The following is a 24,860-nucleotide window of genomic DNA, read 5'->3' on the forward strand; positions in this document are numbered from 1 at the left end:
CGTATCACTTCTGCGGCGACACCGGACCGAAGGGCCACGACGCCGTCCGCGAGTACTACGCGGCATTCGCAGCGAGCAAGGCGAATCACCTCGAATCCCGGATGGACCGGCTCATTGTTGACGATCATGCGCTGGTCACGGAAGGCGATCTGCACACGCTGCCTCCTGGCGCGGCCGCGCGGCAGATGAGCTTCCCGATCGACGATCCGGACGCGGACTACCGGTATGTCAGCAGGCAGCTGATCGTGTGGCCGGTCGACGCGGACGGCCTGATTGCGGCGGAGGATTTCTACCCCCGTCCGGGCCGCTGGAGTTCCGGAAACTAACCCGCGACGAGCTGCCGCGGGCCTATCTGGACCGGGTGCGTCCGCAACCCGCCGGACGCCGGACATCCGCTGTTCACGCCGCCGCGAGCAGTGCCGGAAAAACCGGACAGTAATCTGACGCACATGAGTCGGTTTGTGGACACACTCGTCGGGAACGCGGCGGGCCGGGGGCAACGGCGCGGCATGGTGACCGGCGAGCCCAAGGAGCCGGTGCGCCGGACCTGGGCGCAGGTGCACGACGAAGCGCGCCGGATCGCGGGCGGGCTGGTCAGCGGCGGATTGAAGCCGGGAAGCGCGGTGGCGGTGCTGGCCGCCGCGCCGGTGCTGATCGCGCCGACCGTGCAGGCGGTGTGGCTCACCGGCGGCAGCGTGACGATGCTGCACCAGCCGACCCCGCGCACGGACCTCGCCGAATGGGCCGAGGACACGGTGAAGGTGCTTGAGATGATCGGGGCCGAGCTGGTCGTGCTGGGCGAACCGTTCGACCAGCTCGCCCCGGTGCTCGAAGGCAAGGACATCAGCTACCGGCTGATCTCCGAACTGGCCGACGCGGAACCGCTGGCCGAGATCGTGCAGACAGCCGAGGGCGACACCGCGCTGCTGCAGCTGACCAGCGGATCGACCGCGGAGCCGAAGGCCGTCCGGATCACCTACGGCAACCTGTACACCAACGTCAAGGCGATGGTCGACCGCGCCGAGTTCGAGTTCGAAACCGACGTGATGGTGTCGTGGCTGCCGACCTTCCACGACATGGGCATGGTCGGCTTCCTGACCGTGCCGATGACGTTCGGCGTCGAACTGGTCAAGATCACCCCGGTGGAGTTCCTGACTGGCCCGCTGATCTGGCCGGAGCTGATCAGCAAGTACGGCGGCACCACGACGGCCGCGCCGAACTTCGCGTACGCCATCGTCGGCAAGCGCATGGCCCGGGTCGAGGACGACAACGCCTACGACCTGTCGAAGCTGCGGATCGCGCTCAACGGCGCGGAGCCGATCGACGAGAAGGCCGTCGGGACCTTTGTGGACGCCGGAAAGCGGTTCAACATGCCGCCCGAGTGCGTGTTCCCCGCGTACGGCATGGCAGAGGCGACGCTGGCGGTCTCGTTCGCGCCGCTGTTCACCGGACTCACGCTGGACGTCGTCGAAGCCGACGCGCTGGAAGCCGACAACCGCGCGGTGCCGGTGCCGGAAGGCGACCCCCGCCGCGGCACGGACGAGGCGCGCTCGTTCGCCCTGCTCGGCCGCCCGCTGGACGGCTTGGAAGCGGACATCGTCGACGAATCCGGAGCCGTACTGGGTGAACGGCAGGTCGGCGAGATCCGCCTGCGCGGCGAGGCCGTGACGCCCGGCTACCTGACCGCCAACGGCCCGCTGGACACCCAGGGCCCGGACGGCTGGATGAAGACCGGCGACCTCGGCTACCTGGTCGACGGCCAGATCGTCATCTGCGGCCGCCGCAAGGACGTCATCATCATGGGCGGCCGCAACCTGTACCCGACCGATATCGAACGTGCCGCGGGCTCGGTCGAGGGCGTCCGGGCAGGCAACGCGGTCGCCGTCCGCCTGGACGCGGGCAGCCGCCGCGAACGCTTCGCCGTGGTCGTGGAGTCCAAACTGGCCGGTGACGCCACCGAGGAAAACCGCCTGGCCAAGGAAATCGCCGCCCGCGTGCGAGACGCCGTGGACATGCGCCCCTTCGCGGTCGTGGTGCTTCCGGCCGGGAGCCTGCCCAAAACCCCTTCCGGCAAGGTGAAGCGGGCGGCTACTGCGGTGCAGTACGCGGACAAGATCGCCAAGAACGCGGACGATTGATCGTTCGCGGGGCGCTCGGGCAGCGCCCGAACGCGACGAAGGCCGCTGCGGCTCCTCGCAGCGGTCTTCGCGTCAAGACCTATCGGCCGGGCAGTCGTTCGGCCGGTGCCTCGGTGACCACGGGCCAGGAAGCGCGTCCCGCGGTCGCCTCGCTGTGGTCCCGGCTTCCCGGAATCAGGGGTGCTCGCCGTCCGGAGCGTTCGGCCAGCTGCGTCTCCACCTCGTCGAGAAACTGGTCGACCTCGCGCTCGTCGTATCCGCGCTTGCCGATCAGCGGCTTGGAGAACAGCACGTGGTGGACCTCGGCAGCGGTGAGATCGTCCTCGTCGGCGATCGTCTTGGCGATCCGCCGCACGAAGTCGTCGACCTCCTGCTTGGCGTAGCCGCGGCGGCCGATCGGGGCGTTACCGAAAGCGACCTCAGCGAGATCCTCGGCGGTAAACGGCATGGATCATTCTCCGATTCAGGTCGGGGTGGTGCGAACTCCTGCAGTCCGTCCTAACCGTTCCCGGCCACCCCGGGAAGCCCGCACCCGCCCGGACGACTCGATCAGGGCCCCAGAAGCCGCCCATCGAGTGAGAAATCCATCACGGACGGCCACAACGACTCACCCACACGCACAACAGCTCACTCAACCCCAATGCCGCATTGGGTGCGTGGGACGCACTGAATGCCGCGTCGAGGTTTTCTCGGTGGCGCGGCGGGCGGCGGGTTCGCGGTAGCGGTGCTGGTCGGGGCGCTGCGGCGTACCGGCTGGCGAGACGTGCCGGGCGGCTTTTCTCCTGCTGAGGTCTGTGAACCCGCGCGGCCGCAGTGCGCGAAGCTGCCCTTTGCCGCTGCCCCTGGTCGGGCTGGCGAGACCACTCGACCCGGCCGGACTCCGCGCATCGCCACAGCTACTGAGAAACCCCATGCGGCGTTCGGTGCATCCCACGCACCCAAAGCGGCGTTCGGTGCGTCCAGCACACCCAACGCCGGATGGGGGCGGAACCGGGCAGGTCAGGCGGCGTGAAACGCGTTCTGCGCCGCGGCAAGTCCCCGCGAAATCAACGCCTCGGCGGCGTCCGCGCACCGGTCGACCTCGAACGGGAGCTCCTTGCGCTCGACCGTCGAAAAGTCCTTCAGCACGAAATCCGCCGGATCCTGCCTGCCCGGCGGCCGCCCGATGCCGAAACGCACGCGGTAGTAGTCACGGGTGCCGAGCGATTTGGTGATGGACCGCAGTCCGTTGTGCCCGTTGTCGCCGCCGCCGAGCTTGAGCTTCAGCGCGCCGAAATCGACGTCCAGCTCGTCGTGCACCACCACGACGCCGGACGGTGGCACCTTGTAGAACCGGGCCGCGCCGACCACCGGCCCGCCGGAGAGGTTCATGAACGACCGCGGCTTCACCAGCACCACGCGGGAACCGGCCAGCCTGCCTTCGAGCACCTCGGCCCCGCTGCGGTGGGCCTTGAACTTCCCGCCGATCCGGCCGGCCAGTTCGTCGAGCACCATGAATCCCACGTTGTGCCGGTTCCCGGCGTACTGGGGCCCTGGATTGCCAAGGCCGGCGAGCAGAATCAGCTCGCCGGCCCCGGGCAGGTCTTCACTCACGAAAGCAAGTTTATTCGGCCGCTTCCTCAGCGGCTTCCTCGGCTTCGGCGTCCTCGTCAGCAGCGCCGCGCGGGGCCTCGTTGACGGCGACGACGAGCGCCTCGGCGTCGGTGACCAGCTCCGCACCCGAGGGCAGGGTGATCTGGCCCGCGGTGATCTGGGTGCCCGCCTCGAGACCCTCGACGGAGACCTCGAACTGCTCGGGGATGTGCAGCGCCTCGACCTCGACCTGGATCGTGTCGATGTCCTGGGCGACCAGAGTGCCCGGGCCAGGGGTGCCGGAGACGACGATCGGGACGTCGACAGTGACCTTCTCGCCGCGCTTGACGACCAGCAGGTCGACGTGCTCGATGTAGTTCTTGAGCGGGTGGACCACGATGGTCTTGGTCAGCGCCAGCTCGCTGGCGCCTTCCAGGTCGAGCGTGATGACGGCGTTGGCGCCGTTCTCGCGGACGACCCGGGCGAACTCGATGGCCGGCAGCGCGAAGTGCCGCGGGTCCGAGCCGTGCCCGTAGAGCACCGCGGGGATTTTGCCGGCGCGACGGGTGCGGCGGGCGGCACCCTTTCCGAACTCGGTGCGCGGTTCGACGGAAAGACGTACCTCGGACACGGTGTAGCACTCCTTCAATCACACGACGTGCGGCAGGGGGCGGCGGGGATCGTCGATCTCTGCTCGGGGGCGGTTGGCACGGCGGCGAGATTGCGGGCGTGAATTGACCACGGGGCTTCTCAAGCCGCCGCGTCGATCACGCCGGGCACCTACAGGCGCACCCGCCTCGCCGAGACAACCCGAGAAGTGTAAACCAGCCGGTCCGCGCGGGCGTGCACCGGGTCGGCCCAGCCTCCCCCGCATGGGTGGGTGACGACACAAATCCCGTCCCGCTCACCGATCTGGTGGGGGTGGCATGATTTCCGCGGAAAGAGGGGCGGCCGACATGCGGGCTCGATGGACTGCGACAGCATTGGTGCTGCTTGGTGGGCTTCTCGCGGGCTGCCAGGTCGCGGTGACTGGCACGGCGGGACTGTCCGATGCCGACCGGCAGCTGGCTACGCAGCGTACACAGCAGCAGACGGCGATCGACGCTGCGCTGGCGGCGTTGGAGGAGGCGCCGGCGCTGCAATACGACGCGACGCTGAAGGACGGCACCGGCAATCCGGCGACGCTGACGTACCGCGTCGCGCGCGACGGCAACGGCTTCGGCGCACTGCCACTGGAGGGCAAGTCGGTGCGGCTGACCGAACCGGATGGGCAGCTGTACCTCGCGGCCGACGCGGACTACTGGAAGTCGCACGGCCTGGAGGAGAACAGCACCCAGTTCGGTAGCGGATGGGTGCACACCGTCGCCAGCGAACTGCCGGTCGACCCGGCCGCGCGGATGGCCCCGCCGAAGCTCGCCGGCGAACTGCGCAAGGCGCTCGGCGGTCTCGGTTCCGGCGCGCCGCAGAAGCAGAAGCTGCCGGACGGCACCGAGGTGTACGACCTCGGCGGCGCATTGCAGGTGACCACCGCCGAACCGCACCGGGTCACCGGGTTCGCGCCGGCGCTGCTCGATCCGCGCGGCGGCCCGAAGCTGGGTGCCGCGTTCCGCGTCCGGCCGCTGGGCGACGCCGAGATCAAGCAGTTCCACACCGATTTCAACGCCGCGGTCGACGCGATCGGACAGCCGTTCGACGGACTCGCGCAGGCGAGCGTCACGGTGCTCAACGACAAGCTCGACTGCCAGGACTACGTCGGTTCCTGCAAGACCACAGTGGACGTTTCGAACAGCGTCGTCGGCAATCAGCCGGGCTCGAAACCGAGCGTGCACATCAAGCTCTCGGTGGAGATCAGCGCGGACACGCTCGGCTCGCAAAGCTGCGCCACGGAAGGCGACGCCGCCGCGGACGCGACCATCACTATGTCCTGTTCGGTCAAATTCACCCTGCCCAACCGCACCGCGAGCTACCAGGTGCTGGCGAAGCCGACGGCGGTCGCCGAGGTGCGCTCGCCGGTCGACGCGAACGCGGTGAAGGCGAAGCTGGCCACCGCTTTCGCCGCGCTCGGCGGCTGACCTGCACGCTCACCTCGAGGTGCGTTTCTTCCGTTGAAGTAGCCGAAGACCGGTCCTTACCATCGGTGGCGTCGATACGGATTTTCTTTTCGAGGAGCGGCAATGAGCAAGCTGGTGGTGTTCGGCGCGACGGGATACGCCGGGAGCCGGATCACCGACGAGGCGCTGCGGCGCGGGCACTCCGTGACCGGGGTCGCGCGCAAGGCCGACGGGTTGCCTTCCGGGGTCGAAGCGCGGTCGGGGTCGATGCATGACGCGGAATTCGTCGCTTCGGTGGCCAAGGGCGCGGACGTGCTCGTGGTCGCGACGCCGGGCCGCGCGGACGACCAGGGCCGCCGCCTGGTGGACGCCCTGCCGACGCTGGTGGAAGCGGCCCGTGCGAACGGCGCGCGGCTGGCGATCGTGGGCGGTGCCGGTTCGCTGCGGGTCAGCGAGGACGGGCCGCGCGTGATCGACACCCCGGAGTTCCCGGAGGAGTACAAGCCGGAGGCAGGCAGCCATGTCCTGGTTCTGGAGGCGCTGCGCGAACTGCCGGACGACGTCGACTGGTTCTACGTCAGCCCGGCGGCCGAGTTCGGTTCCTGGATCCCCGGCGAGCGCACCGGCAAGTTCCGTCTCGGCGGCGACGTGCTGGTCAGCGACGCCGACGGCCGCTCGCACATCAGCGGTGCGGACCTGGCGATCGCGTTCCTGGACGAGATCGAAGAGCCGAAGCACTCGCGCGCCCGGTTCACCCTGGCGTACTGAGCGCGTGGAACCCGGTGGCGCGCTTCGTGGCACCACCGGGTTCTTTGCTGTTGTGTCAGCCGGGAGATCCGGCGGCGCACAGGAATTTCGTGGCGTGGGCCGGGTCGAGCGCGTTGGTGACCAGGTTCCAGACGTTGCGGTCGTAAGCCTCGCCGATGTGCCCGACGGGATCGAACGGGCAGGTGTCCTGGACGTATTCGTTCGTGACTCCCGGCTCCCGCACGAAAGACGTTTCGGTGGGCGTGACCAGTTCGTCGAACCGCGACGTGAGCACGGTGTAGCGCACGCCGGGCTGCGCGATGGGACCGTTCGTGAGCGTCTGGACCGCGCTGCCGTCGGTGATCAGGTTGTCGCAAGCCGGGCAGCCGAACGTGGTGAGCACCTTGCCGACTTCGTCGCGAATTCCCAGCAGGTAGGCCAGTTTCGTGAGATTGGCGAACGTGGTGCCGTGTGTGGGCGGTGCGATGGCCACGACGGAACCGACGCGGTCGGCGATGCCTTGCGTTTTCGTCACGTACAAGGTCTGGAATCCGCCCTCGGAGTGGCCGACCAGATCCACTTGCGCCGCACCGGTTTCCGCCAGTACCTCGCCGATGAACTGCTTGATTTCCGTTGCGGAGTCAGCGATCGGGCGCAGCCCGCCGACGACCGGGAATTGCGGATACGCGCCGTAGGTCCGGCTGAAGGTGCAGTATCCCTTGGCCGCGACGTGATCCTGCAGGAGGTTCAAGTCCTCATCGGACGTGGCGCCGAGTCCGTGCAGGAACACCACCGGACGCGGATGCGCCGCACTCGGCCGGCACGCCGGATCGTTGACGCCGCCGGCCGGAGCGGCGGTGGCTGGGGCGGCGAACGCGGCGGTCAGCAATGCCGCGGCGGCCAGGACGATGCGCAACCTCATCGGAGCGGTCCTTCCCTGTCGTCCTTGACAGTGGATACCCGTGGGTATTGGATACCTGAAGGTATTGAGCGGGCTGAGGCAGTGTCAACCCCCGGATGAGGGAGAAGCCGATGACCGGCCGGACGCGGCCGACCCGGGCGGAGACCCGGCGGCGCATTCTCGACGCTGCCTTCGCCGTGTTCGGGGAACAGGGCATCGCCGCGACGAAACTGACCGAGGTGGCCGCGGCGGCCGGGCTGACGAAAGGCGCGGTTTACTCAAGCTTCGCGTCGAAAGACGAGCTGGTGCTGGCGTTGATGGAAGAGCACGCCGCGCACCGGCTCGAAGCGAGCCTGGCGAGTTTCGCCGAAGCGGACGACGGTGGTGCCGGGCTGGCGAACGTCGCCGCGGTGCTGATGTACGAAATGCGCGCCGACGCGGTGTGGCACCGGCTGCTGGCCGAGTTTTTCGCGATGGCGCACCACGACGACCGGCGGCGCGACGCATTGCGCCGGCGCCGCCGGGAGGTTCGCGACACGATCGCGCGTGCTTTGAACCGGCTTGCCGAGGGATTGGACCTCGAACTTCCTTTGCCTGCCGAGGAATTCGCCGTCGTGCTGCTCGCGTTGAGCAATGGTTTGGCCGTGGAAGCCGACATCGACGACGAAGCGGTGCCGGACGGGCTCCTCGGCCGGGTGCTCACGCTCATCGCCGGAGACGCCGTCGCGAAGGTGCGGGCGGCGGCTAGCGACCCCGCAGTTCGGCCACCACCGGAGCGAAAGTCTCCATCATCGCCTCGAAAACGGTGAAGTAGGAGAAGCCGTACCGTTCGCGGTGCGCGATCAGCTGCTGCACCATCTCGTCCACCGTGCCGAAGAGAAGCTGCGGTGCGCGCAGCAGTTCGTCGAGGTTCGCCGCGCTGCGTTCCTCGGTCTCGGCATGCCATTCCGCAGCGGCCTCGCGCCGGTCGTCGGTGACCACGACGCGTTGGATCAGCATGTTGTAGTCGATCTCGCGATCCCCTGCCAGCGAACGGAAATACGCGATCCGTTCGTCCATCGCCACGTCGTTGTCGAGCACGAACGTGCCCGGCGGACGACCGCGGTCCTGGCGAAGACCGGCGAATCCGGCGATGTCCGCCTGTTCCGCCGCGAGCTTGAGCACGCCGTCGCTGTTGCCCGCGATCAGCAGCTTCGGCATGCCGCCCTCGTCCTTGACGCGGGTGCGCAGTTCGTCGAGACCTTCGGTGAGGTAGGTGATCCGGTCGGCGGCTTTGCGCCACGGCAGCCCGGCGTCGTCGAACTCGTGCTTCATGTGGCCCGAGCCGAGACCGAGTTCGAAGCGGCCTTCGGTGAGTTTGTTGGTAGTAGCGACATCGCGGGCGAAGAGCGCGAGGTTGTAAAAGGGCACATTGGACACCAACGTGCCGACCCGCACCCGCTCGGTCACCGCTGCGGCGGCCGTGAGCGCGGGGAACGGCGACAGCCGCCCCGGCCCGAGATGGTCGGGAACGGTCAGGTGGTCGTAGCCGAGTTCCTCGGCCCGCCTGCATTTTTCGGTCCACTCAGTGCCGTTGGCCGTGAGCCGCAGGCTGACACCGAATTCGAATTTCCCCATGGCTAGGACGGTAGCTACTCCCGGATGGGTGACGCACCGGTTTTCGCCGCCGGCGGAACCCGGTTTTTGTCGTACCCCGTGGCTACCTTCGGGGCATGGTGTTGTCGAGTGAAGAACGGGAACAGTTTCTGGCCGAACCGCACATCGGCGCGCTCTCGGTGGTCGAGCGCCCGGACCGGGCGCCTCTGACGGTGCCGATCTGGTACCAGTACACGCCGGGCGGCGAGCTGTGGGTGATCACGCAGCCGGAATCGCGCAAGGCGAAGGCGATCGAGGCGGCGGGACGGTTCAGCCTGATGGTGCAGCGGGTCGAGCCGACGGTCCGGTACGTGTCGGTGGAAGGGCCGGTGGTGCGGACTCGGCCGGGCAGCTACGAGCTGACGTGGGAGATGGCTTCGCGGTACCTGCCAGAGGACAAGGTGGCGGGGTACGTGGAGTTCGAGCGGACGCAGCTGGGGGAGCACATGGCGATCCATATGCGGCCGGAGCGGTGGTTGTCGGCGGATCTGGGCGCGTGACGGCGTAGGGGAGGAGAGAAGGAGGGGTGCCTTTGGCTGACGACGGTGGGATGGCTGCTCGGAGCGGGTGCCGGACACGGGCGGCGCTGAGCGGGCATGGCCCTGCTCGGGTGCTGCGGTGAGCGCGTGCTGCCGCGCACGGGTGCTGCGGTGAGCGCGTGCTGCCGCNGCGCGTGCTGCCGCGCACGGGTGCTGCGGTGAGCGCGTGCTGCCGCGCACGGGTGCTGCGGTGAGCGCGTGCTGCCGCGCGCGGGTGCGCTGAGTCGTGCGGTCGTGTCCCGCGTGCTGACGCGCACGGGCGCGGTGCTGCCCGGCGTGCAGCGCTGTTCGCGTAGGCGCTGACCGTGTGTGCCCTCTGCCCGGGTGCGCCATCGAGCGTGTGCCCTTCGGCGCGCGGCGCTAAATGCGGTACTGCCGCGCCCGTGTGCGGCTGTACCCGCGTGGGGCGCGCGCTCCGCCCCGGCTGCGGCACCGAGCGTGTGCCCTCCGGCCGGTGCTGCACCGAGCGCGTGCGGCTCTGTCCGAGCGGCGTGCTGCCCATGTGCGGTCCTGCTCCGCATGCAGCGCTGTTCGCGTGGGTGCCGACCCGTGTGTGCCCTCTGCCCGGGTGCGGTGCTGAGCGCGTGCGGCTCTGCCCGAGCGGCGTGCTGCCCATGTGCGGTCCTGCTCCGCGTGCAGCGCTGTTCGCGTGGGTGCCGACCCGTGTGTGCCCTCTGCCCGGGCGCGGCACCGAGCGCGTGCAGCCCCGCCCGAGCGACGGCACCGCGCGCAGCACCGAGCCCGGAGTTCCAGCGAGGGCAGTCGGCCCGGACGGGCAGCCTCGGCCAGCCGTGGGCTCTGCCTGCGACGGTGCGCTCTGCCCCTGCCCCCGTCGTCCGGGGCGAACGCTGCCCAGAGCGGCATGGGCAGGCAAGCCTCACCCCGGCAAACGGGCGCCGACGCCAAACGACGCGACCCGAGTCAGCCGGTGCGACCTGATTCGGGCCGCGCCGCCAACTCGGGCCGCGTCGTTCGGCAAGCTGTTGAGACTCAGGCGTTGCCGTCGAACAGCGACGTAACCGAGCCGTCCTCGAAGACCTGCTGGATGGCTTCCGCCAGCATCGGCGCGATGGACAGCACCGTCAGGCCCGGGAAGCGCTTCTCTTCCGGGATCGGCAGGGAGTTCGTCACGATGACCTCGCGGGCCTTGCACTGCGAGAGCCGCTCGGTGGCCGGGTCGGAGAGGATGCCGTGCGTGGTGGCGATGACCACGTCCGCCGCACCCTCCTCAAGCAGTGCCTCGGTGGCCTTCACGATCGTGCCGCCGGTGTCGATCATGTCGTCGATCAGCACGCAGACCTTGCCCTCGACCTTGCCGACCACGCGGTTGGCGACGGCCTGGTTCGGCTTGTCCGGGTCGCGCGTCTTGTGGATGAACGCGATCGGCCGGTCGCCGAGCTGCTGCGCCCACTTCTCGGCCAGGCGCACGCGGCCCGAGTCCGGCGAAACGACAGTGATGTCCGCGTTGCCGTACGTCGACTTGATGTGGTCGGCGAGGACCGACTGGGCCATCAGGTGGTCGACCGGGCCGTCGAAGAAGCCCTGGATCTGCGCGGTGTGCAGGTCGACCGTCATGATCCGGTCCGCGCCCGCGGTCTTGAACAGGTCCGCGATGAGCCGCGCCGAGATCGGCTCGCGGCCCTTGTGCTTCTTGTCTTGCCGCGCGTACGGATAGAACGGCATGACCACGGTGATCCGCTTGGCGCTGGCGCGCTTGAGCGCGTCCACCATGATCAGCTGCTCCATCACGTACTCGTTGATGGGCGTGGTGTGCGCCTGGATCACAAACGCGTCGGTACCGCGCACCGACTCCTCGAACCGCACGAACAGCTCGCCGTTGGCGAACGTGTGCGCGGTCTGCGGGGTGATCGTCACGTTGAGGTGCTTGGCGACCTCTTCCGCGAGCTCGTGGTGCGCACGGCCGGAGAAGAGCATCAGATTCTTCTTCGGCGTACCTGACTTCGGACTCATGCTGGCGACTCCCCGTCGGTTCCTGCTGCTGACTCGGACACAACGGTGTCCTGCTGCTGGGCGGCGAGAGCAGCTTCCGCCGCCTCCGCCGCGGGCGTGCCCGGCCTGCGCCGGACCGCCCAGCCTTCGATGGTGCGCTGCGGACCGGCCGACAGCGCCAGAGAGCCCGGCGGAACGTCGTCGCGGATGACCGCACCGGCTCCACTGTAAGCGCCGTCCCCGATCCGCACCGGCGCGACCAGCGTGTTGTCCGCTCCAAGCCGGACATGCGAACCGACAACGGTCTGGTGCTTGCTCACCCCGTCGTAGTTCACGAAGACACTGGAACAGCCGATGTTGCTGTGGTCGCCGACGATCGCGTCGCCTACGTACGTGAGATGCGGCACCTTCGTCCCGATGCCGATTTGCGCGTTCTTCGTCTCGACGAACGCGCCCAGCTTGCCCTTCGCGCCGAGCTTCGTGCCCGGACGCAGGTATGTATACGGACCGACGTTGACGCCGTCGCCCAGCTCAGAGCCCGAACCGTGCACGCGGACGACCGACGCGCCCGCGCCGATCCGAACGTCGGTCAGCGTGGTGTCCGGACCCACGACGGAGCCCTCGCCGACCGAGCAATGGCCCTTGAGCTGGGTGTTCGGCTCGATCAGCACGTCACGGGAGAGCGTGACGTCCGCCTCGATCCAGGTGGTGTTCGGGTCCGTCACCGTGACGCCCTCGCGCTGCCAGCGGCGCACGATGCGGCGGTTGTACTCGGCACCGAGCACTGAAAGCTGCACGCGGTCGTTCACGCCCTCGGTGACCCACGGGTCGTCGACCACCAGCGCGCCGACCCCCTTGCCGTCCTCGCGGGCGATGCCGAGGACGTCGGTGAGGTAAAGCTCACCCTGCGCGTTGTCGGTGGACAGCCGCGACAGGCCGTCGATCAGCACGGCCGCGTCGAAGGCGTAGACGCCGGAGTTGATTTCGGTGATCGCGCGCTGGTCCGGCGTCGCGTCCTTGTGCTCGACGATCGCGCTGACCGAACCGTCGGCGCCGCGGACGATGCGGCCGTAGCCGGTCGGATCGGCGACCTCGGCGGTGAGCACGGTGACCGCGTTGCCCGTCTTGGCATGCTCGGCCCGCAGGGATTCCAGGGTTTCGGTGTCCAGCAGCGGAACGTCGCCGTAGCTGACGACCACGGTGCCGGTGAGTCCTTCCGGCAGTTCGGCCAGTGCGCACGAAACGGCGTGCCCGGTGCCCTTCTGCTCTTCCTGCACGGCGGTGGCGACCTCGCGGCCGAGCGCCTGCCCGACCCGGTCGAGTTCGGCGCGCACGGCGTCGCGGCCGTGTCCGATCACGACCACCAGATGCTGTGGCGCGAGGCCGGCGGCGGCGCGCACGGCGTGTTCCACCAGCGGCCTTCCGGCGATCGGGTGCAACACCTTAGGAGTGGAGGAACGCATGCGGGTGCCCTCACCCGCAGCGAGGATCAGCGTGCTCAGCGGGCCGCTCACGAGTCTCCCAACGATTCACCGGTGCGTTGACGAGCACCAACGATCCTACGTGGGGTCCTCAGCGCTCCACGCGGGGTCGGTCGGAGCCGTTTCCCCAGGCCAGCCGCCCATGCCGTCGCCTGCCATCGAGTTGGCCGACGCCACCTGGTTGCCACCGCCGCGTTTCGCTTCGTACATCGCCGCATCTGCGCGCGCGAGCACCTGCTCGGCCCGCTCTTGCGGACGCAGCGACACCAAGCCAATGGACAACGTCACACCGTGCGAAAGGTGATGCGGGAGCGTCGCGACCGACTTGGCCGCGCGGCCGAGCGCCATCTTCGCCGCTGACGCCGGTGCGCCGGGCAGCAGCACGATGAACTCGTCCCCGCCGTAGCGGGCCACCACGTCGTCGCCGCGCAGAGCGTCGCGCAGAGTGCTTGCGACAACACGCAAAACGTTGTCGCCCTCGGCGTGCGACTGCTTGTCGTTGACGCCCTTGAACCCGTCGAGGTCGACCAGCGCGACCGCGAGCGGCTGGGCGTCCGCCGACGACGCGAGCGAGCGCAGCCGTTCGTCGAGCGCGCGGCGGTTCGGCAGACCGGTGAGCGGATCCTGCAGTGCCTGCTGGGTGATCGCGCCGTGCTCGGCGGAAAGCCGTTCATGCTCGCGGCGCGCGTTCAGCGTGGCGATCTGCGATTCCCGCAGCGCCCACATTTCGGTTTCCAGCGCGGTCGCGTAGTCGATCAGCGACTGGCTCGCGGCCTCCGGGTCGAGCCGGGCGAGCTCGCGGGAGAGGGTGAGCCGCATCGAGGGCTGCGAGACGTCCTCGGCCAGCACGTCGCGGGACTCGCGCAGCACCTGCAGCGCGTCGGAGCGGCGGCCGGCCGCGTCGAGACAGCGGGCCAGCGCGATCGCGACCAGTTCCTGCTCGTGCGGATAGTGGTGGCCGAGGTGCATGCCTTGCAGCCGTTCGACGTGCTCGGCCGACGGGTCGGGCAGCGCGAGCGCCGCGGCCAGCACGCCGACCTGGTCGACCGCGGACACGCCGATCTTGCGCGGGAACAGCGATTCGGCGAACGGGCCTTCGGCGGCCACCGCCATCGACGCGGCGGTGCGGAACTTCTCCGCCGATTCGTCGTACTGTTCGATCCGTTCGAGCCGAAGTCCCCAGCCGAGCAGCATCTTGACCCGGTTCATCAGCTGCAGGGTGATCTCGTGCGGGCTCGCGCTTTCCCGGATCGCCTGGTGCGCGCGGCCGATCACCTCTTCGGCGGCCTCGTAAACGCCGAGCTGGTTGAGCACTATCCAGCAGTCGATGAGCGCCATCGACTGCATGCGGTTCCAGTTGCGGACGCCGATCTGGCGGTCCGGGATCGTGGAATCGTCGAGGATCGCGAGCGCGCGGGCGATCTCGGTGAGCGCGGCGTCCTCTTGCGCGGCGAGCACCAGCCGGCGCCCGCGCAGCGCGTGCGCGTCCGCGCGCAGCAGGGACAGGCCGTGCCGCCGGGTGTGCGCGAGCATCTCGTCGAGGCGGGGCTCCGCTTCAGCGGCGAGACCGCGGGTGACGAGCCGGGAGAACGCGGAGGCGCGCAGCAGCTGGGCGACGAGCGTGGGCTCCCCCCGGCGCAGGGTCTCCTCAAGCAGCTCGTCCATGATCTTGACGATTTCGAGCTGGTTTTCGTGCTCCTGGCGCTGAACGGCCGCGATGAGTTCCCGCGCGCGCCCGACCAGCCACGCGTCCGACATCTCGACCAGGGTCGGGCGACGGGCGCCCGCGGGGTCGCTCGGTTCCTCGCTCAGCCGCCCCCACTCCCATCGCCCTCGCCGGATGTGCAGCTCCGCCGCCAGGATTCGAACCTGAACTGTCAGAACCAAAATCTGAAGTGCTGCCGATTACACTACGGCGGATCGGTCCAGGTCAGGATAGCGATGATCGAGGACGGGGGCGCCAGGAGGGGGAGGCGTGCGCCACAGGGCCGTCCCAGGGGTCAGGCAATCGGACTTTTCGGGCCTCCACAGCGCCGGAAACCTCCTGTACCGTAACTTACGACACCGTAGGTAAGGGCACCCTTCGCAAGGGGTTGTGAGAGGAAAGAAGTGAGCGCATGACGGCCACCCTCGATCGTTCTCAGTCAGCGGGCGACCCGCCGAAGGGCCCCAAGCCGATCATCGACGGACAACGCGGGATCGGCGTTCAGCTGTCGGTGTACTTCGGGGTGCTGCTGCCGATCGTGGCGCTGCTGGTCGCGGTTCCGTTCGCCTGGGGCTGGGGGCTGACCTGGCTGGACGTCGCGCTCTTCGTCGTGTTCTACGGGATCAGCGGGCTGGGCATCACCGTCGCCTACCACCGTTACTTCACGCACGGTTCGTTCAAGGCCAAGCCGTGGCTGCGCGTCGTGATGGCGATCGCGGGCAGCATCGCGTTGCAGGGCCCGGTGATCACCTGGGTGGCCGACCACCGGCGCCATCACGCGTTCTCCGACCGCGACGGCGACCCGCATTCGCCGTGGGCGTACGGCACCTCGCCGCTGGCCATCGCCAAGGGTTTCTGGCACGCGCACATGGGCTGGCTGTTCGACCGGGACCAGAGCAACCAGGCGCGGTTCGCGCCGGATCTGGTGAAAGATCCGGCCATTCGCAAGGTCGACGACCTGTTCTGGCTGTGGTCGCTGGTGAGCCTGTTCGGACCGGCGCTGCTGGGCGGCCTGATCTCGTGGTCGCTGTGGGGCGCGGTCACCGCGTTCTTCTGGGCGGGCCTGGTCCGCGTGTGCGTGCTGCACCACGTGACCTGGTCGGTCAACTCGATCTGCCACATGATCGGCGAACGCCCGTTCGCCGCCCGCGACCGTTCGGCGAACTTCTGGCCGCTGGCGATCTTCTCCTTCGGCGAGTCCTGGCACAACCTGCACCACGCCGACCCGACCTCGGCCCGGCACGGCGTGAAGCGCGGCCAGATCGACATGTCGGCGCGGCTGATCTGGATGTTCGAAAAGTTCGGCTGGGTGCACGACGTCAGGTGGCCGACTCCGCAGCGGCTGGCTCGGATCGCGGCTGAGGGCAAGTAGCACTCGTGCGTGGCAATCCCGGTGCGAACCGGGATTGCCACGCACGACTACCCTGCGGTGAATGGCGGGGAGACGACGGGCGAAACGAGAAGCAGCGGTCACCGGCGCGCGGCCGGCCGTACCGGTCCCCCGGGTGCGCATGACGGGCAGCGAGCGCAGGCAGCAGTTGCTCAACGTGGCACGCGCTTTGTTCGCCGAGAAAGGTTTCGACGGCACCTCGGTCGAGGAGATCGCCGCGCGGGCGAACGTGTCCAAACCGGTTGTCTACGAGCACTTCGGCGGCAAGGAAGGCATTTACGCCGTCGTCGTCGACCGGGAGACGCAGCTGCTGCTCGACCGGATGGTCTCGACCCTCCACGGTGGACACCCGCGAGTGATGCTGGAGCAGGCGGCCGTCGCGTTGCTGAGCTACGTCGAGGATTCCCATGACGGTTTCCGCATTCTGGTCCGCGATTCCCCGGTCGCCAGCTCCACCGGCACCTTCTCGACTGTCCTCAACGACATCGCCAGCCAGGTCGAGCACATCCTCGCGCAGCAGTTCGCCGCGCGCGGGTATGAGGAGAAGCTGTCCGCGCTCTACGCGCAGGCGCTGGTCGGCATGGTCGCGCTCACCGGGCAGTGGTGGCTGGACGCACGTAAGCCGAAACGGGACGAGGTCGCCGCGCATCTGGTGAATCTTGCCTGGAACGGGTTGTCGCACTTGGAAAACAAGCCCCGGTTGCTCGGCTGAGTCCTCAGCTGCCGGACGGCGCGTTGCTCAGATCGACGACGCAGAACAGGTTGTCGTCCGGGTCGGCGAGGACGACGAAGTCCGGCTCGGGCGGGTAATGCTCCCAGTCGACCCGTTGTGCGCCGAGCCCGATAAGCCGTTCCACCTCGGCGCGCTGTTCGGCCGCGGTGTCGGTGTAGAGGTCCAGGTGCAGCCGCGGCATGGGTTCGGCGGGCGACTCGCTTCGCATGAGCCCGAGTGCGTGCGCACCGCCGGGGTGAGCCAGCGTCCGCCAGGTCGCGCTCGCCCATTCCGGGTCTTCGACGAGTCCGAGCGCCTCGGACCAGAACCGTTTCGCGCGTTCGACGTCGGCGACTCCGAGCACTGTGGTTCCGAGCCGCAGCATCAGGTCAGTTTTCCTTGTGCGTGCAGGTCGTCGAGGATCAGCTGGACCGTTGCGGACACCCGGTCGCGATCTGCGTGGGCAAGCCAGCCGAACGACTCGATCTCGCTGCTCGGCTTCAGCTCGCCGGTGTACTTCGCGGTGTAGCAGGTCATCCGCACCACGACGCCGTCCGCTTTGCCGTGCGCCTGCGCTTCCCAGGTTCCGGCCAGCTGCGCGGAAGCCGGATCCAGTGTCACGCTCAGTTCCTCGGCGATCTCCCGGACCAGAGTTTCGACGTCCGACTCGTCCTCCTCGCGTTTCCCGCCCGGCAGGTACCAGGTGTCCTTGCCTGCCGAGCGCGCGGCGAGCAGCTTGCCGTCGACCACGTGCAGCCAGGCGACTTTGTCGATGGTGGGCATGTCAGCCACCCTACCTCCGTGCGCGCCGGTCCAGGTCCGCGAGCAGGATGCGCAGGAGATCGGCGAGCTGATCGCGCTGCGCCGAGGACAGCGAGGACACCAAGGTTTCCTCGTGTTCCAGCAGATCTCCGACGGTTCGCTCGATCAGCTCATGGCCGGCCTCGGTCAGCTCGACGTATACCCCGCGACGGTCCGAAGTGGACTTCACCCGGCGGACGTGACCGTCGCGTTCGGCGCGCGCGGTTTGCTGGGAGATCGCCCCGGGGCTGACCCGGCAGCGTTTCGCGAGTTCGCCCGCGCTGAGCCGGTACGGCGGCCCGGTCCGGCGCAGCGTACTGAGCAGGGTGCGGGTCGAGGCGTCCATTCCGAGTTCGAGCATCGTCGCGCGCCGGTCGTCCTCCAGCAGTTTCGCGATGTGCCAGATCCGCGTGATCACGCCGATGGACGACACCGGCGTGCCCGGCCGCTCCCGCAGCCACGCCCGCTGAATCTCGTCCACCTCGTCGCTTGACGGGTTTTCCCCGCCGCCGGTACCGTCGTCCACAAGAGGTACTTTAGCAATAAAGGACGTGGGATGAAACGGGAAGCAGTAGTAACCGGGGGCGGTACCGGAATCGGGTACGCGATCGCCGCGGCGTTGGTCCGGGCGGGCGAGAAGGTCACGATCACCGGGCGGCGCGAGGACGTGCTCGCCGAGGCGGCGACGCTGCTCGGCGCGCGTGCGGTGAGCTTCGACGCGAGCGATCCCGAGGCGGTCGAGGCGGCGCGCGACCAGTTGCCCGAACGGATCGACGTGCTGGTGAACAACGCCGGCGGCAACACGGATTTCCTGCTTGAAGGCGGGCGGGACCTGAAGGCGCTCGACGCTGCCTGGACGGCCAACCTCCGGGCGAACCTGTTCAGCGCCGCGTTGGTGACCACGGCGCTGAAGGAGCGACTGGCCGACAACGGCCGGATCGTCACGATCGGTTCGATCGCCGGGCGCACCGGTGCCGAATCGTACGGCTGGGCGAAAGCCGCGGTGGAAGTGTGGAATACCGAAACCGCGCGGCAATTCGGGACGCGCGGGATCACCGCGAACATCGTCGCTCCCGGATTGATCGTGGACACCGAATTCTTCCGCGGGAAGCTCTCCGCCGAACGCCAGGAGCGGCTGGTCGAGAACACGATGACGAAACGCGCGGGCAAGCCGGAGGATGTCGCCGAAGTGGTGCGGTTCCTGGCTTCCCCGGAGGCCGGGCACGTCACCGGTCAGGTCGTGCACGTCAACGGCGGCGCGTACGTCGGCTGACCTCAGCTGGGGGTCACGCGCAGCACTTTGTCGTTGCTGCCGTTGGAAGTCGTCACGTACAGCGAGCCGTCCGGTCCGCTTCGGGCCGCGCGCAATCGGCCGAATTTGTCGTTGAATTCCGCTGGCAGCGTGACTCCGGTGACCTTCGCGGCCGCGTCCAGGTGCAGCAGCAGGAGTTTCTGTCCCTTCAGGGCGACCACGACCAGCGCGCCTTCGTTCGCACCCCACTGTTTGCCGGTGAGGAAGGCGTCGCCGCTGGTCGCCTCGGTGATCTGCCCGGTGGTCCACAATGGACTAACCGCGTCCGGGAACCGTTTGGTGTCGGTCATCGGCACGCTCTCGTCGTAGCTGGAGTCAGTGCCGCTCTTCGACGGATCCCAGCCGTAGTTCCCGCCCGGCCGCAGGAGATTCACCTCGTCGTCGAACGCCGGTCCGTGTTCGGAGGTGACCACCTGACCGGTGCCCGGCCGGATCGCGACGCCCTGCACGTTACGGTGACCGTAGGTGTAGATCCTGCGCTCGTTCGGGTCAGAAGAGGGCAAGAAGGGGTTGCCCGGCAGCGGTTCCCCGGTCTTCGCGTTGATCCGCAGCACTTTGCCGCCGAGGCTGTGCCGGTCCTGCGCGACCGTGGACCGCGCGGTGTCACCGGTGCCGACGAGCAGTGCGCCGTCGGGAGCGAGCGTCGGGCGGCAACCGGAATGGCGTCCGCTCGGGTTCACCGGCAGACCGCTCAGCAGGTCGCGCACCTTCGCCGCGCTCGCGCCGTCGTCGGCGAGCCGCCAGGTGACGAGCCGGACGTCCACCGCGCGGCCGTTTTCCTGGTGGGTCTGGCAGGTGGTGAACTCGCGCGAGGTCGCGAAGTCCGCCGCCAGTACCAGGCCCATCAGGCCGCCTTCGCCCTGCACCAGGACGTCGGAGAAATCGGCGCGCACGTCGGCCGTCCGGCCGTCGCGGACCAGCGCGAGTTTGCCGGGCCGCTGCGGCACGAGCAGCGAACCATCGGGCAGGAAGGCGACGTCCCAGGCGTGTTCGAGGCCGTCCGCGACCTCCTGCACGGCGAACCGGCCCCGCTCCGGCTCAGCCGGGGCACTCGCTGGTGCCGCCGAGCAGGCACCGAGCAGCAGGACGGAGGCGAGCAACGCGACGAGACGCATAGGTCCAGCATGCCCGATTCAGCCGCCGGGACGTACCAATCCGGATTCATACGCGAACACGACCGCGTGCACCCGGTCCCGCAGCCCGAGCTTGTTCAGCAACCGGCCGACGTGCGTCTTCACCGTCGTCTCGCCGATGAACAGCTTCCCGGCGATCTCGGTGTTCGACAGTCCGCGCGCGATCAGGCCGAGCACGTCCTTCTCGCGTTCGGTCAGCGTCTCCAGTTTCTGCTCGTCCAGCGGCGTCCGGTGCGCGCTGAGATAGCGGTCGAGCAGGCGTTTCGTGACCGACGGCGACACCATCGCGTCGCCGCGCAGCACGCCGCGGATCGCCACCAGCATCTCGTCCGAAGGAGCGTCCTTGACCAGGAATCCGCTGGCCCCGGCGCGCAGCGCGGAGTAGGCGTACTCGTCGAGGTCGAAGGTCGTGATCACCAGGACCGAGGTGTCCGGCAGTTCGGCACAGATCTGCGCGGTGGCCGCGACGCCGTCGAGCACCGGCATCCGGACGTCCATCAGCACGAGGTCCGGCCGTCGCGCACGGGCGAGTTCGACGGCTTCCGCGCCGTCGCCCGCCTCGGCGACCACCTCCAGGTCGGGCTGGCTGTCGACGATCATCCGCAGCCCGACGCGCACGAGTTCCTGGTCGTCGCAGATCAGCACGGACGTCATGCGGCGTCCGTCCGCAGGGTGGCCGACACGCGGTAGCCGCCGTCCGGCAGCGCGCCGGTTTCGAGCCTGCCGTGGTACATCGCGACGCGCTGGGCCATGCCGACGAGCCCGCGCCCGGACCCGGGCAGTCCCGCCGCGACCGGTTGCCGTCCGCCGGAGTTCGTCACCTCGACGTGGATTTCCGGACCGGCGAAGACGACCCGGACCCGGCCGGTCGCGTCGGGCGGCGCGTGTTTGAGCATGTTGGTCAAGGCCTCCTGGACGATGCGGTACGCCTGAAGCGCCACGCCGGCGGGCAGGTCGGCGATGTCGCCGTCGACTTCGAGCGTGATGTCGCGGCCGGACTGCGCGACGAGTGTGCGCAACTGGTCGAGCGTCGGCTGCGGAGCGCGCGCGGGTTCGCCAGCATGCATCACTTCTAACAGCCGCCGTAGTTCGGCGAGCGCGGAACGGCCGGTTTTGCTGATGGTGTCAAGCGTACGGTCGACAGCGTCTGGATCGTGATGGCGTGCGAGCTTCGCTCCTTCGGCGTTCAGGACGATCACGCTCATGCTGTGCGCGAGTACGTCGTGAAGCTCGCGCGCGATCCGTGTGCGCTCTTCGGCGACTGAAGCGCGGCTGTGGGCTTGTTCCTCGGACGCCGCCAGTTCCGCTCTTAGTCGTTCTTCTTCGGCCAGTTGCTCCTTCGCGCGGACGAACGCGCCGAGTGCCCAGGCCGCCAAATACAACGGCAGCGGGCCGAAGATGGTGAGCGTCGGGTTCAGGGTGTTGACACCCCAGGTGAATCCCCACAAAGCGTCGAGCCCGACGGCTGCTGCTGTGAAACCGATGAACCATCTGTCACCGGCTTTGACGAGCGTGTACAGAACCACTGCCATGGCGAGGTCACTACGGCCACGATCGTGTGCCCACACTCCGTTCGTGTAGACGACAGCTACCCCGATGAGAATCAGTACCGCGACTGTGCGCGGGAAGCGACGGCGAAATAGCAGCGGCAGCAGGAACGCCGTCGGGATCATCTCTAGCTGCCAGGTTCGCTGATTGGCGACGTTGGGGCCGAGAGCGACGAAGACGGCGTACAGCGGCAGATCCAGCATCCACTGCTGTCTGCGTAGCCATGGAACCAATCGACGCACGAGAAGAACCTAACGCGGAACTGTCGTCGCGCGCGTCGTTCCGGAGGATGTCTGTGGTCCTCCGAGCGGACGACTTTTTCTGCCGGCCGAGCCGATCCCCGCCGACCAAGGCTCTTCCTACCGTCGAAAACATGTCGATTACCAGGGAGTTCTTCCGGCATCCGATGCGCACCGGCGCGATCGCGGCGAGTTCGGCACGGCTGGCCGGAGTGATGACTGCCGGGCTGGGCGTCGAAAGCGCGCACAGCGTCGTGGAGCTAGGGTCAGGAACGGGCGTATTCACCGAAGTGCTGCTTCGCATGCTTCAGCGCGACGCGCATTTCACGGCGATAGAAATCAACACGCACCTCGTACAGGAGCTACGCGAGCGCTTCCCGTCGCTGCACGTTGCGGAAGGTTCTGCGGAACACGTCGCCGCGTATGTGACGATGCCGGTCGACGTGGTCGTCTCTGGCCTGCCGTGGACAGCCATGCACGCTGCGCCACAGACGGCGGTGCTGAATGCCGTCTGCGAAGTGCTTTCTCCACAAGGCCGCTTCACCACCTTCGCGTACGCGCACACCGCCTGGACACCTCCAGCGCGGCGGTTCGCACGGCTGCTGCGAAGTCGCTTCGCGGTCGTCGAACGCACCAGTGTGGTTTGGCGGAACCTGCCGCCGGCGTACGTGTACCGCGCGGCCTTGCCAGTGCGGTCGGGACTGGACCGTTATGGACAGCCTGCTTCAGCCACTTCTTGACGCTCCCGTGCCGCTCGTCTACCTGATCTGTGCGCTGGTGATCATGGCCGAGACAGCGCTGCTGCCCGGCATCGTGCTGCCGACGCTGTCCACCTTGCTGCTCATGGGTTTCCTTGTGCAGCGTGGGACTTTACAGCTGTGGCCAGCGCTCGCAGTCTGTGTCGCGTCGGCGTTAGCGGGGGACCAGTTGGCGTATTGGGAGGGACGACTGTGGGGTCCGAAGCTGCGACGGTCGCGCGTCGGGCAGCGGATTGGCGAAGCGAAGTGGGACAAGGCTGAAGCGACCGTCGCGCGTTATGGCGTGCCAGCAGTTGTCCTGGGGCGCTGCCTCGCGGGCGTACGCACTCTGGTGCCGCGCGTCGCCGGTTCCGCCGGACTGCCGTACCGACGCTTCTTCGTCGGAAGCCTGTGCGCGGCAGTGCTGTGGGCGGGCGTCGAGCTGACGATGGGGCAGGTCACCGGGTGGGTCGCGCCTTGAGCAGTTCCGCGGTCGAAGCGTCAGCGGGAAGGAAGGTTTCGAGGCTCAGCTCAGCGACCGTCACGTCGACCGCGGTGGTGAACTGCGTGATCGCGGTGAGCAGCCGCAGTTCGCCCGCCGAGCTGGACAACTGCAACGGCACGGCGAATCCGAGATGGTCGCCGGACGGTTCGCCGGGCGACGGCAGGTAGCCGGTGAGTTCGTCCAGCAACGCCTGATGTCGCGGATCGGGTCCGTGCGCCAGACCGCGGCGAGGGCGTTCGAGCACGTGCTGCGCCCAATCGGCGAAGTTCTGGATCCGCGGCGCCATTCCGCGCGGGTGCAACGCCAGCCGCAGCACGTTGATCGGCGGTTCCAGCAGGTCTGCCGCGACGCCTTCGGTGAGCAGGTCGAAGCCGTCGTTCGACGCGACGAGATCCCCGTAGCGGTTCACGGCCAGCGCCGGGTACGGCTCGTGCCCGGCCAGCAGCGCGCGCAGCGACTCCAGCACCGGAGTCAGCGCCGGGTCGTCCAGCCGGGTTTCGGGGTAGACCGGCGCGTATCCGGCGGCCAGCAGCAAGGCGTTGCGCTCGCGCAACGGCAGGCCGAGCGCCTCGGCGACCCGCACCACCATGCCCCGGCCGGGCAGCGAGCGGCCGCGCTCCATGAAGCTGACGTGGCGCTGCGTCGTCCCGGCTTTCAGCGCAAGGTCGAGCTGGCTGAGCCGGCGGCGGGAACGGGCGTCGCGCAAGGCGTCGGCGAACGAAGTGGGCACCTGCGCGATTCTGGCCGAGCTTTCCGGCACCGGGCCATTCCCCGGAGGGAATTGCCGGACGGCACCCCGCGCTGGATCGTCGACGGCGTGGAATTCGGACTTCTTCTTCCTGCCGGACAGGCACAGCTCGAAGCAGGCGGCACCCTGCGTGCCCTCGTCGCATTGGCCCGTGAAGCCGAACGGCTCGGATTCGCGTCGATCTGGGCCGGTGACTCGCTTTCCCGGCCCAGGATCGAACCGCTCACCCTGCTCACCGCGGTCGCGCAGGCCACCGAACGCGTCACCGTCGGCACTGCCGTACTGCTGCCCGCACACCGCAATCCGGTGCAGACCGCGATGACGCTAGCGTCGGTCGACCTGATCTCCGAAGGACGGCTGGCGGTCGGCGTCGGCGCGGGCTTCCCGGGCTTCAGCGAGCGGGAGTTCGAGCTGGCCGGGGTCGCTTTCCGGACGCGGTTCTCGCACCTGGACGATGTCGTCACCCTCTGGCGCGAGCTGTGGACCGGGCAGCCGCAGTCGTTCCACGGCAAGGTCCTGCACTACGACTGGCTGCCGCCAGCGGTCCGGCCCGCGCGCCCCGGTGGTCCGCCGATCTGGTTGGGCGGCGCGACGCCGGCCGCGCTTCGCCGCACCGCGCTGCGTTACGACGGCTGGCTTCCGTATCCGCCGGACCCCGCGGATTACGCGTCCGGCCTCGCGACGATCCGCGCCGCCAGCGATCGCACGGTCACGCCGTCGCTGTTCCTGACGGTCTATGTCGACCCCGATCCGCGCCGCGGCCGTCGTGTCCTGGAGGACTACGCACAGGCGACCTACCGGCGGCCATTGGCACAGATCAGCACCATCCAGGCGACCGTGACCGGCCCGATCTCGCAAGTCGCGGCAACGGTGCGGCGATACGCCGAGGCCGGAGCGGAGCACGTGTTGCTGCGCGTCGGCTCGCTGGAACCCGGCGCGGTCGAGCAGCAGCTGCCCCTGTTGGCGGAGGTGATCGCCGGGGAGCGAAAACTTGTCGGTGCCGCGACGTAGGCTGG

At 68.6% G+C, this 24,860-nt stretch carries 27 protein-coding genes and 1 tRNA gene; 12 read left to right on the plus strand and 16 right to left on the minus strand.

Annotation, left to right across the window (positions count from 1 at the left end; translation table 11 throughout):
• A partial coding sequence (locus A4R44_RS01240) for a hypothetical protein (RefSeq protein ID WP_232791455.1) occupies nucleotides 1–326 on the plus strand: 326 nt, incomplete at its 5' end.
• 123 nt (nucleotides 327–449) lie between these two features.
• Nucleotides 450–2,138 (plus strand): fatty acyl-AMP ligase, encoded by a 1,689-nt coding sequence (locus A4R44_RS01245; RefSeq protein ID WP_067575579.1) that lies wholly within the window; start codon nucleotides 450–452, stop codon nucleotides 2,136–2,138.
• Nucleotides 2,139–2,217: 79 nt separating this feature from the next.
• Here the strand turns inward: A4R44_RS01245 and A4R44_RS01250 are convergent, their stop codons facing one another.
• The 3 genes from A4R44_RS01250 to A4R44_RS01260 all read right to left on the minus strand — a co-directional run bounded on the left by A4R44_RS01250 (nucleotide 2,218) and on the right by A4R44_RS01260 (nucleotide 4,341).
• Entirely contained in the window at nucleotides 2,218–2,586 is a 369-nt protein-coding gene (locus A4R44_RS01250; protein ID WP_067575581.1) for a DivIVA domain-containing protein, read from the minus strand.
• Between the two features lie 551 nt (nucleotides 2,587–3,137).
• Entirely contained in the window at nucleotides 3,138–3,731 is a 594-nt protein-coding gene (gene pth / locus A4R44_RS01255) for an aminoacyl-tRNA hydrolase (RefSeq protein ID WP_067575582.1), read from the minus strand.
• Nucleotides 3,732–3,741: 10 nt separating this feature from the next.
• Nucleotides 3,742–4,341 carry a 50S ribosomal protein L25/general stress protein Ctc gene (locus tag A4R44_RS01260; protein WP_067575583.1) on the minus strand — a complete coding sequence of 200 codons (600 nt, stop codon included), beginning with the start codon at nucleotides 4,339–4,341 and terminating at the stop codon, nucleotides 3,742–3,744.
• Between the two features lie 325 nt (nucleotides 4,342–4,666).
• Here A4R44_RS01260 and A4R44_RS01265 point away from each other — a divergent pair, with 325 nt between their 5' ends.
• Both A4R44_RS01265 and A4R44_RS01270 read left to right on the plus strand, forming a co-directional pair.
• The gene (locus tag A4R44_RS01265) at nucleotides 4,667–5,782 is read left to right on the plus strand and encodes a hypothetical protein (RefSeq protein WP_067575584.1); all 1,116 of its coding nucleotides are present in this window, start codon (nucleotides 4,667–4,669) and stop codon (nucleotides 5,780–5,782) included.
• 102 nt (nucleotides 5,783–5,884) lie between these two features.
• Nucleotides 5,885–6,529 (plus strand): NAD(P)-dependent oxidoreductase, encoded by a 645-nt coding sequence (locus tag A4R44_RS01270; RefSeq protein ID WP_067575585.1) that lies wholly within the window; start codon nucleotides 5,885–5,887, stop codon nucleotides 6,527–6,529.
• A gap of 55 nt (nucleotides 6,530–6,584) precedes the next feature.
• Here the strand turns inward: A4R44_RS01270 and A4R44_RS01275 are convergent, their stop codons facing one another.
• A complete protein-coding gene (locus A4R44_RS01275) occupies nucleotides 6,585–7,430 on the minus strand; it encodes a triacylglycerol lipase (RefSeq protein ID WP_067575587.1) in 846 nt (281 codons plus the stop codon).
• A 110-nt stretch (nucleotides 7,431–7,540) separates the two neighbouring features.
• Here A4R44_RS01275 and A4R44_RS01280 point away from each other — a divergent pair, with 110 nt between their 5' ends.
• The gene (locus A4R44_RS01280; RefSeq protein WP_067575589.1) at nucleotides 7,541–8,218 is read left to right on the plus strand and encodes a TetR/AcrR family transcriptional regulator; all 678 of its coding nucleotides are present in this window, start codon (nucleotides 7,541–7,543) and stop codon (nucleotides 8,216–8,218) included.
• Here the strand turns inward: A4R44_RS01280 and A4R44_RS01285 are convergent.
• Nucleotides 8,154–9,026: a TIGR03621 family F420-dependent LLM class oxidoreductase gene (locus A4R44_RS01285; protein ID WP_067575591.1), complete on the minus strand. Its 873-nt coding sequence runs from the start codon at nucleotides 9,024–9,026 to the stop codon at nucleotides 8,154–8,156. The genes A4R44_RS01280 and A4R44_RS01285 overlap by 65 nt on opposite strands.
• A 95-nt stretch (nucleotides 9,027–9,121) precedes the next feature.
• Between A4R44_RS01285 and A4R44_RS01290 the strand changes: the two genes are divergently transcribed.
• Nucleotides 9,122–9,544, plus strand: coding sequence for a pyridoxamine 5'-phosphate oxidase family protein (locus A4R44_RS01290; RefSeq protein WP_067575593.1), 423 nt, complete (start codon nucleotides 9,122–9,124; stop codon nucleotides 9,542–9,544).
• 1,029 nt (nucleotides 9,545–10,573) lie between these two features.
• On the opposite strand, the gene A4R44_RS01295 is transcribed toward A4R44_RS01290, so the two are convergent.
• The 4 genes from A4R44_RS01295 to A4R44_RS01310 form a co-directional block, all read right to left on the minus strand.
• Nucleotides 10,574–11,554 carry a ribose-phosphate diphosphokinase gene (locus A4R44_RS01295; protein ID WP_067575595.1) on the minus strand — a complete coding sequence of 327 codons (981 nt, stop codon included), beginning with the start codon at nucleotides 11,552–11,554 and terminating at the stop codon, nucleotides 10,574–10,576.
• Nucleotides 11,551–13,047 (minus strand): bifunctional UDP-N-acetylglucosamine diphosphorylase/glucosamine-1-phosphate N-acetyltransferase GlmU, encoded by a 1,497-nt coding sequence (glmU, locus tag A4R44_RS01300; protein WP_067575597.1) that lies wholly within the window; start codon nucleotides 13,045–13,047, stop codon nucleotides 11,551–11,553. Before glmU ends, A4R44_RS01295 begins: the two co-directional genes overlap by 4 nt.
• A 45-nt stretch (nucleotides 13,048–13,092) precedes the next feature.
• Nucleotides 13,093–14,772, minus strand: coding sequence for a diguanylate cyclase (locus A4R44_RS01305; protein ID WP_067575598.1), 1,680 nt, complete (start codon nucleotides 14,770–14,772; stop codon nucleotides 13,093–13,095).
• Between the two features lie 90 nt (nucleotides 14,773–14,862).
• Nucleotides 14,863–14,934 (minus strand) — tRNA-Gln (locus A4R44_RS01310).
• Between the two features lie 197 nt (nucleotides 14,935–15,131).
• Between A4R44_RS01310 and A4R44_RS01315 the strand changes: the two genes are divergently transcribed.
• Nucleotides 15,132–16,091: an acyl-CoA desaturase gene (locus tag A4R44_RS01315; RefSeq protein ID WP_067575599.1), complete on the plus strand. Its 960-nt coding sequence runs from the start codon at nucleotides 15,132–15,134 to the stop codon at nucleotides 16,089–16,091.
• A gap of 139 nt (nucleotides 16,092–16,230) precedes the next feature.
• Nucleotides 16,231–16,821: a TetR/AcrR family transcriptional regulator gene (locus A4R44_RS01320; protein ID WP_033288150.1), complete on the plus strand. Its 591-nt coding sequence runs from the start codon at nucleotides 16,231–16,233 to the stop codon at nucleotides 16,819–16,821.
• Nucleotides 16,822–16,825: 4 nt separating this feature from the next.
• On the opposite strand, the gene A4R44_RS01325 is transcribed toward A4R44_RS01320, so the two are convergent.
• Genes A4R44_RS01325 through A4R44_RS01335 form a run of 3 tightly spaced genes read right to left on the minus strand, consistent with a single transcriptional unit; the run spans nucleotide 16,826 to nucleotide 18,148 of the window.
• Nucleotides 16,826–17,206, minus strand: coding sequence for a VOC family protein (locus A4R44_RS01325; RefSeq protein ID WP_067575600.1), 381 nt, complete (start codon nucleotides 17,204–17,206; stop codon nucleotides 16,826–16,828).
• Complete coding sequence (locus A4R44_RS01330) at nucleotides 17,206–17,604, minus strand: NUDIX domain-containing protein (RefSeq protein ID WP_067576511.1); 399 nt, start codon at nucleotides 17,602–17,604, stop codon at nucleotides 17,206–17,208. The genes A4R44_RS01325 and A4R44_RS01330 overlap by 1 nt, the downstream gene beginning before the upstream one ends.
• A 10-nt stretch (nucleotides 17,605–17,614) precedes the next feature.
• Nucleotides 17,615–18,148, minus strand: coding sequence for a MarR family winged helix-turn-helix transcriptional regulator (locus A4R44_RS01335; protein WP_067575601.1), 534 nt, complete (start codon nucleotides 18,146–18,148; stop codon nucleotides 17,615–17,617).
• Between the two features lie 30 nt (nucleotides 18,149–18,178).
• On the opposite strand from A4R44_RS01335, the gene A4R44_RS01340 reads away from it, so the two are divergent.
• Nucleotides 18,179–18,895, plus strand: coding sequence for an SDR family NAD(P)-dependent oxidoreductase (locus tag A4R44_RS01340; RefSeq protein WP_067575602.1), 717 nt, complete (start codon nucleotides 18,179–18,181; stop codon nucleotides 18,893–18,895).
• A 2-nt stretch (nucleotides 18,896–18,897) separates the two neighbouring features.
• Here the strand turns inward: A4R44_RS01340 and A4R44_RS01345 are convergent, their stop codons facing one another.
• From A4R44_RS01345 to A4R44_RS01355, 3 genes are read right to left on the minus strand one after another with little or no spacing between them, the layout of a single operon-like run.
• Complete coding sequence (locus A4R44_RS01345) at nucleotides 18,898–20,049, minus strand: sorbosone dehydrogenase family protein (protein WP_095213141.1); 1,152 nt, start codon at nucleotides 20,047–20,049, stop codon at nucleotides 18,898–18,900.
• 18 nt (nucleotides 20,050–20,067) lie between these two features.
• Nucleotides 20,068–20,721, minus strand: coding sequence for a response regulator transcription factor (locus A4R44_RS01350; RefSeq protein WP_067575603.1), 654 nt, complete (start codon nucleotides 20,719–20,721; stop codon nucleotides 20,068–20,070).
• On the minus strand, nucleotides 20,718–21,818 hold the full coding sequence (locus A4R44_RS01355) for a sensor histidine kinase (RefSeq protein ID WP_067575604.1): 1,101 nt from the start codon (nucleotides 21,816–21,818) through the stop codon (nucleotides 20,718–20,720). The genes A4R44_RS01350 and A4R44_RS01355 overlap by 4 nt, the downstream gene beginning before the upstream one ends.
• A gap of 86 nt (nucleotides 21,819–21,904) precedes the next feature.
• On the opposite strand from A4R44_RS01355, the gene A4R44_RS01360 reads away from it, so the two are divergent.
• Together A4R44_RS01360 and A4R44_RS01365 are read left to right on the plus strand one after the other, a co-directional pair.
• The gene (locus A4R44_RS01360) at nucleotides 21,905–22,594 is read left to right on the plus strand and encodes a methyltransferase domain-containing protein (RefSeq protein WP_338080526.1); all 690 of its coding nucleotides are present in this window, start codon (nucleotides 21,905–21,907) and stop codon (nucleotides 22,592–22,594) included.
• Nucleotides 22,566–23,072: a DedA family protein gene (locus tag A4R44_RS01365; protein ID WP_067575605.1), complete on the plus strand. Its 507-nt coding sequence runs from the start codon at nucleotides 22,566–22,568 to the stop codon at nucleotides 23,070–23,072. The genes A4R44_RS01360 and A4R44_RS01365 overlap by 29 nt, the downstream gene beginning before the upstream one ends.
• On the opposite strand, the gene A4R44_RS01370 is transcribed toward A4R44_RS01365, so the two are convergent.
• Nucleotides 23,050–23,826: a helix-turn-helix transcriptional regulator gene (locus A4R44_RS01370; protein ID WP_067576513.1), complete on the minus strand. Its 777-nt coding sequence runs from the start codon at nucleotides 23,824–23,826 to the stop codon at nucleotides 23,050–23,052. The genes A4R44_RS01365 and A4R44_RS01370 overlap by 23 nt on opposite strands.
• An 87-nt stretch (nucleotides 23,827–23,913) precedes the next feature.
• On the opposite strand from A4R44_RS01370, the gene A4R44_RS01375 reads away from it, so the two are divergent.
• The gene (locus tag A4R44_RS01375) at nucleotides 23,914–24,855 is read left to right on the plus strand and encodes an LLM class flavin-dependent oxidoreductase (RefSeq protein ID WP_067576515.1); all 942 of its coding nucleotides are present in this window, start codon (nucleotides 23,914–23,916) and stop codon (nucleotides 24,853–24,855) included.
• The last annotated feature ends 5 nt before the right edge of the window (nucleotides 24,856–24,860 follow it).

Source organism: Amycolatopsis sp. M39, from assembly GCF_001651785.1.
GTDB lineage: Bacteria > Actinomycetota > Actinomycetes > Mycobacteriales > Pseudonocardiaceae > Amycolatopsis > Amycolatopsis rubida.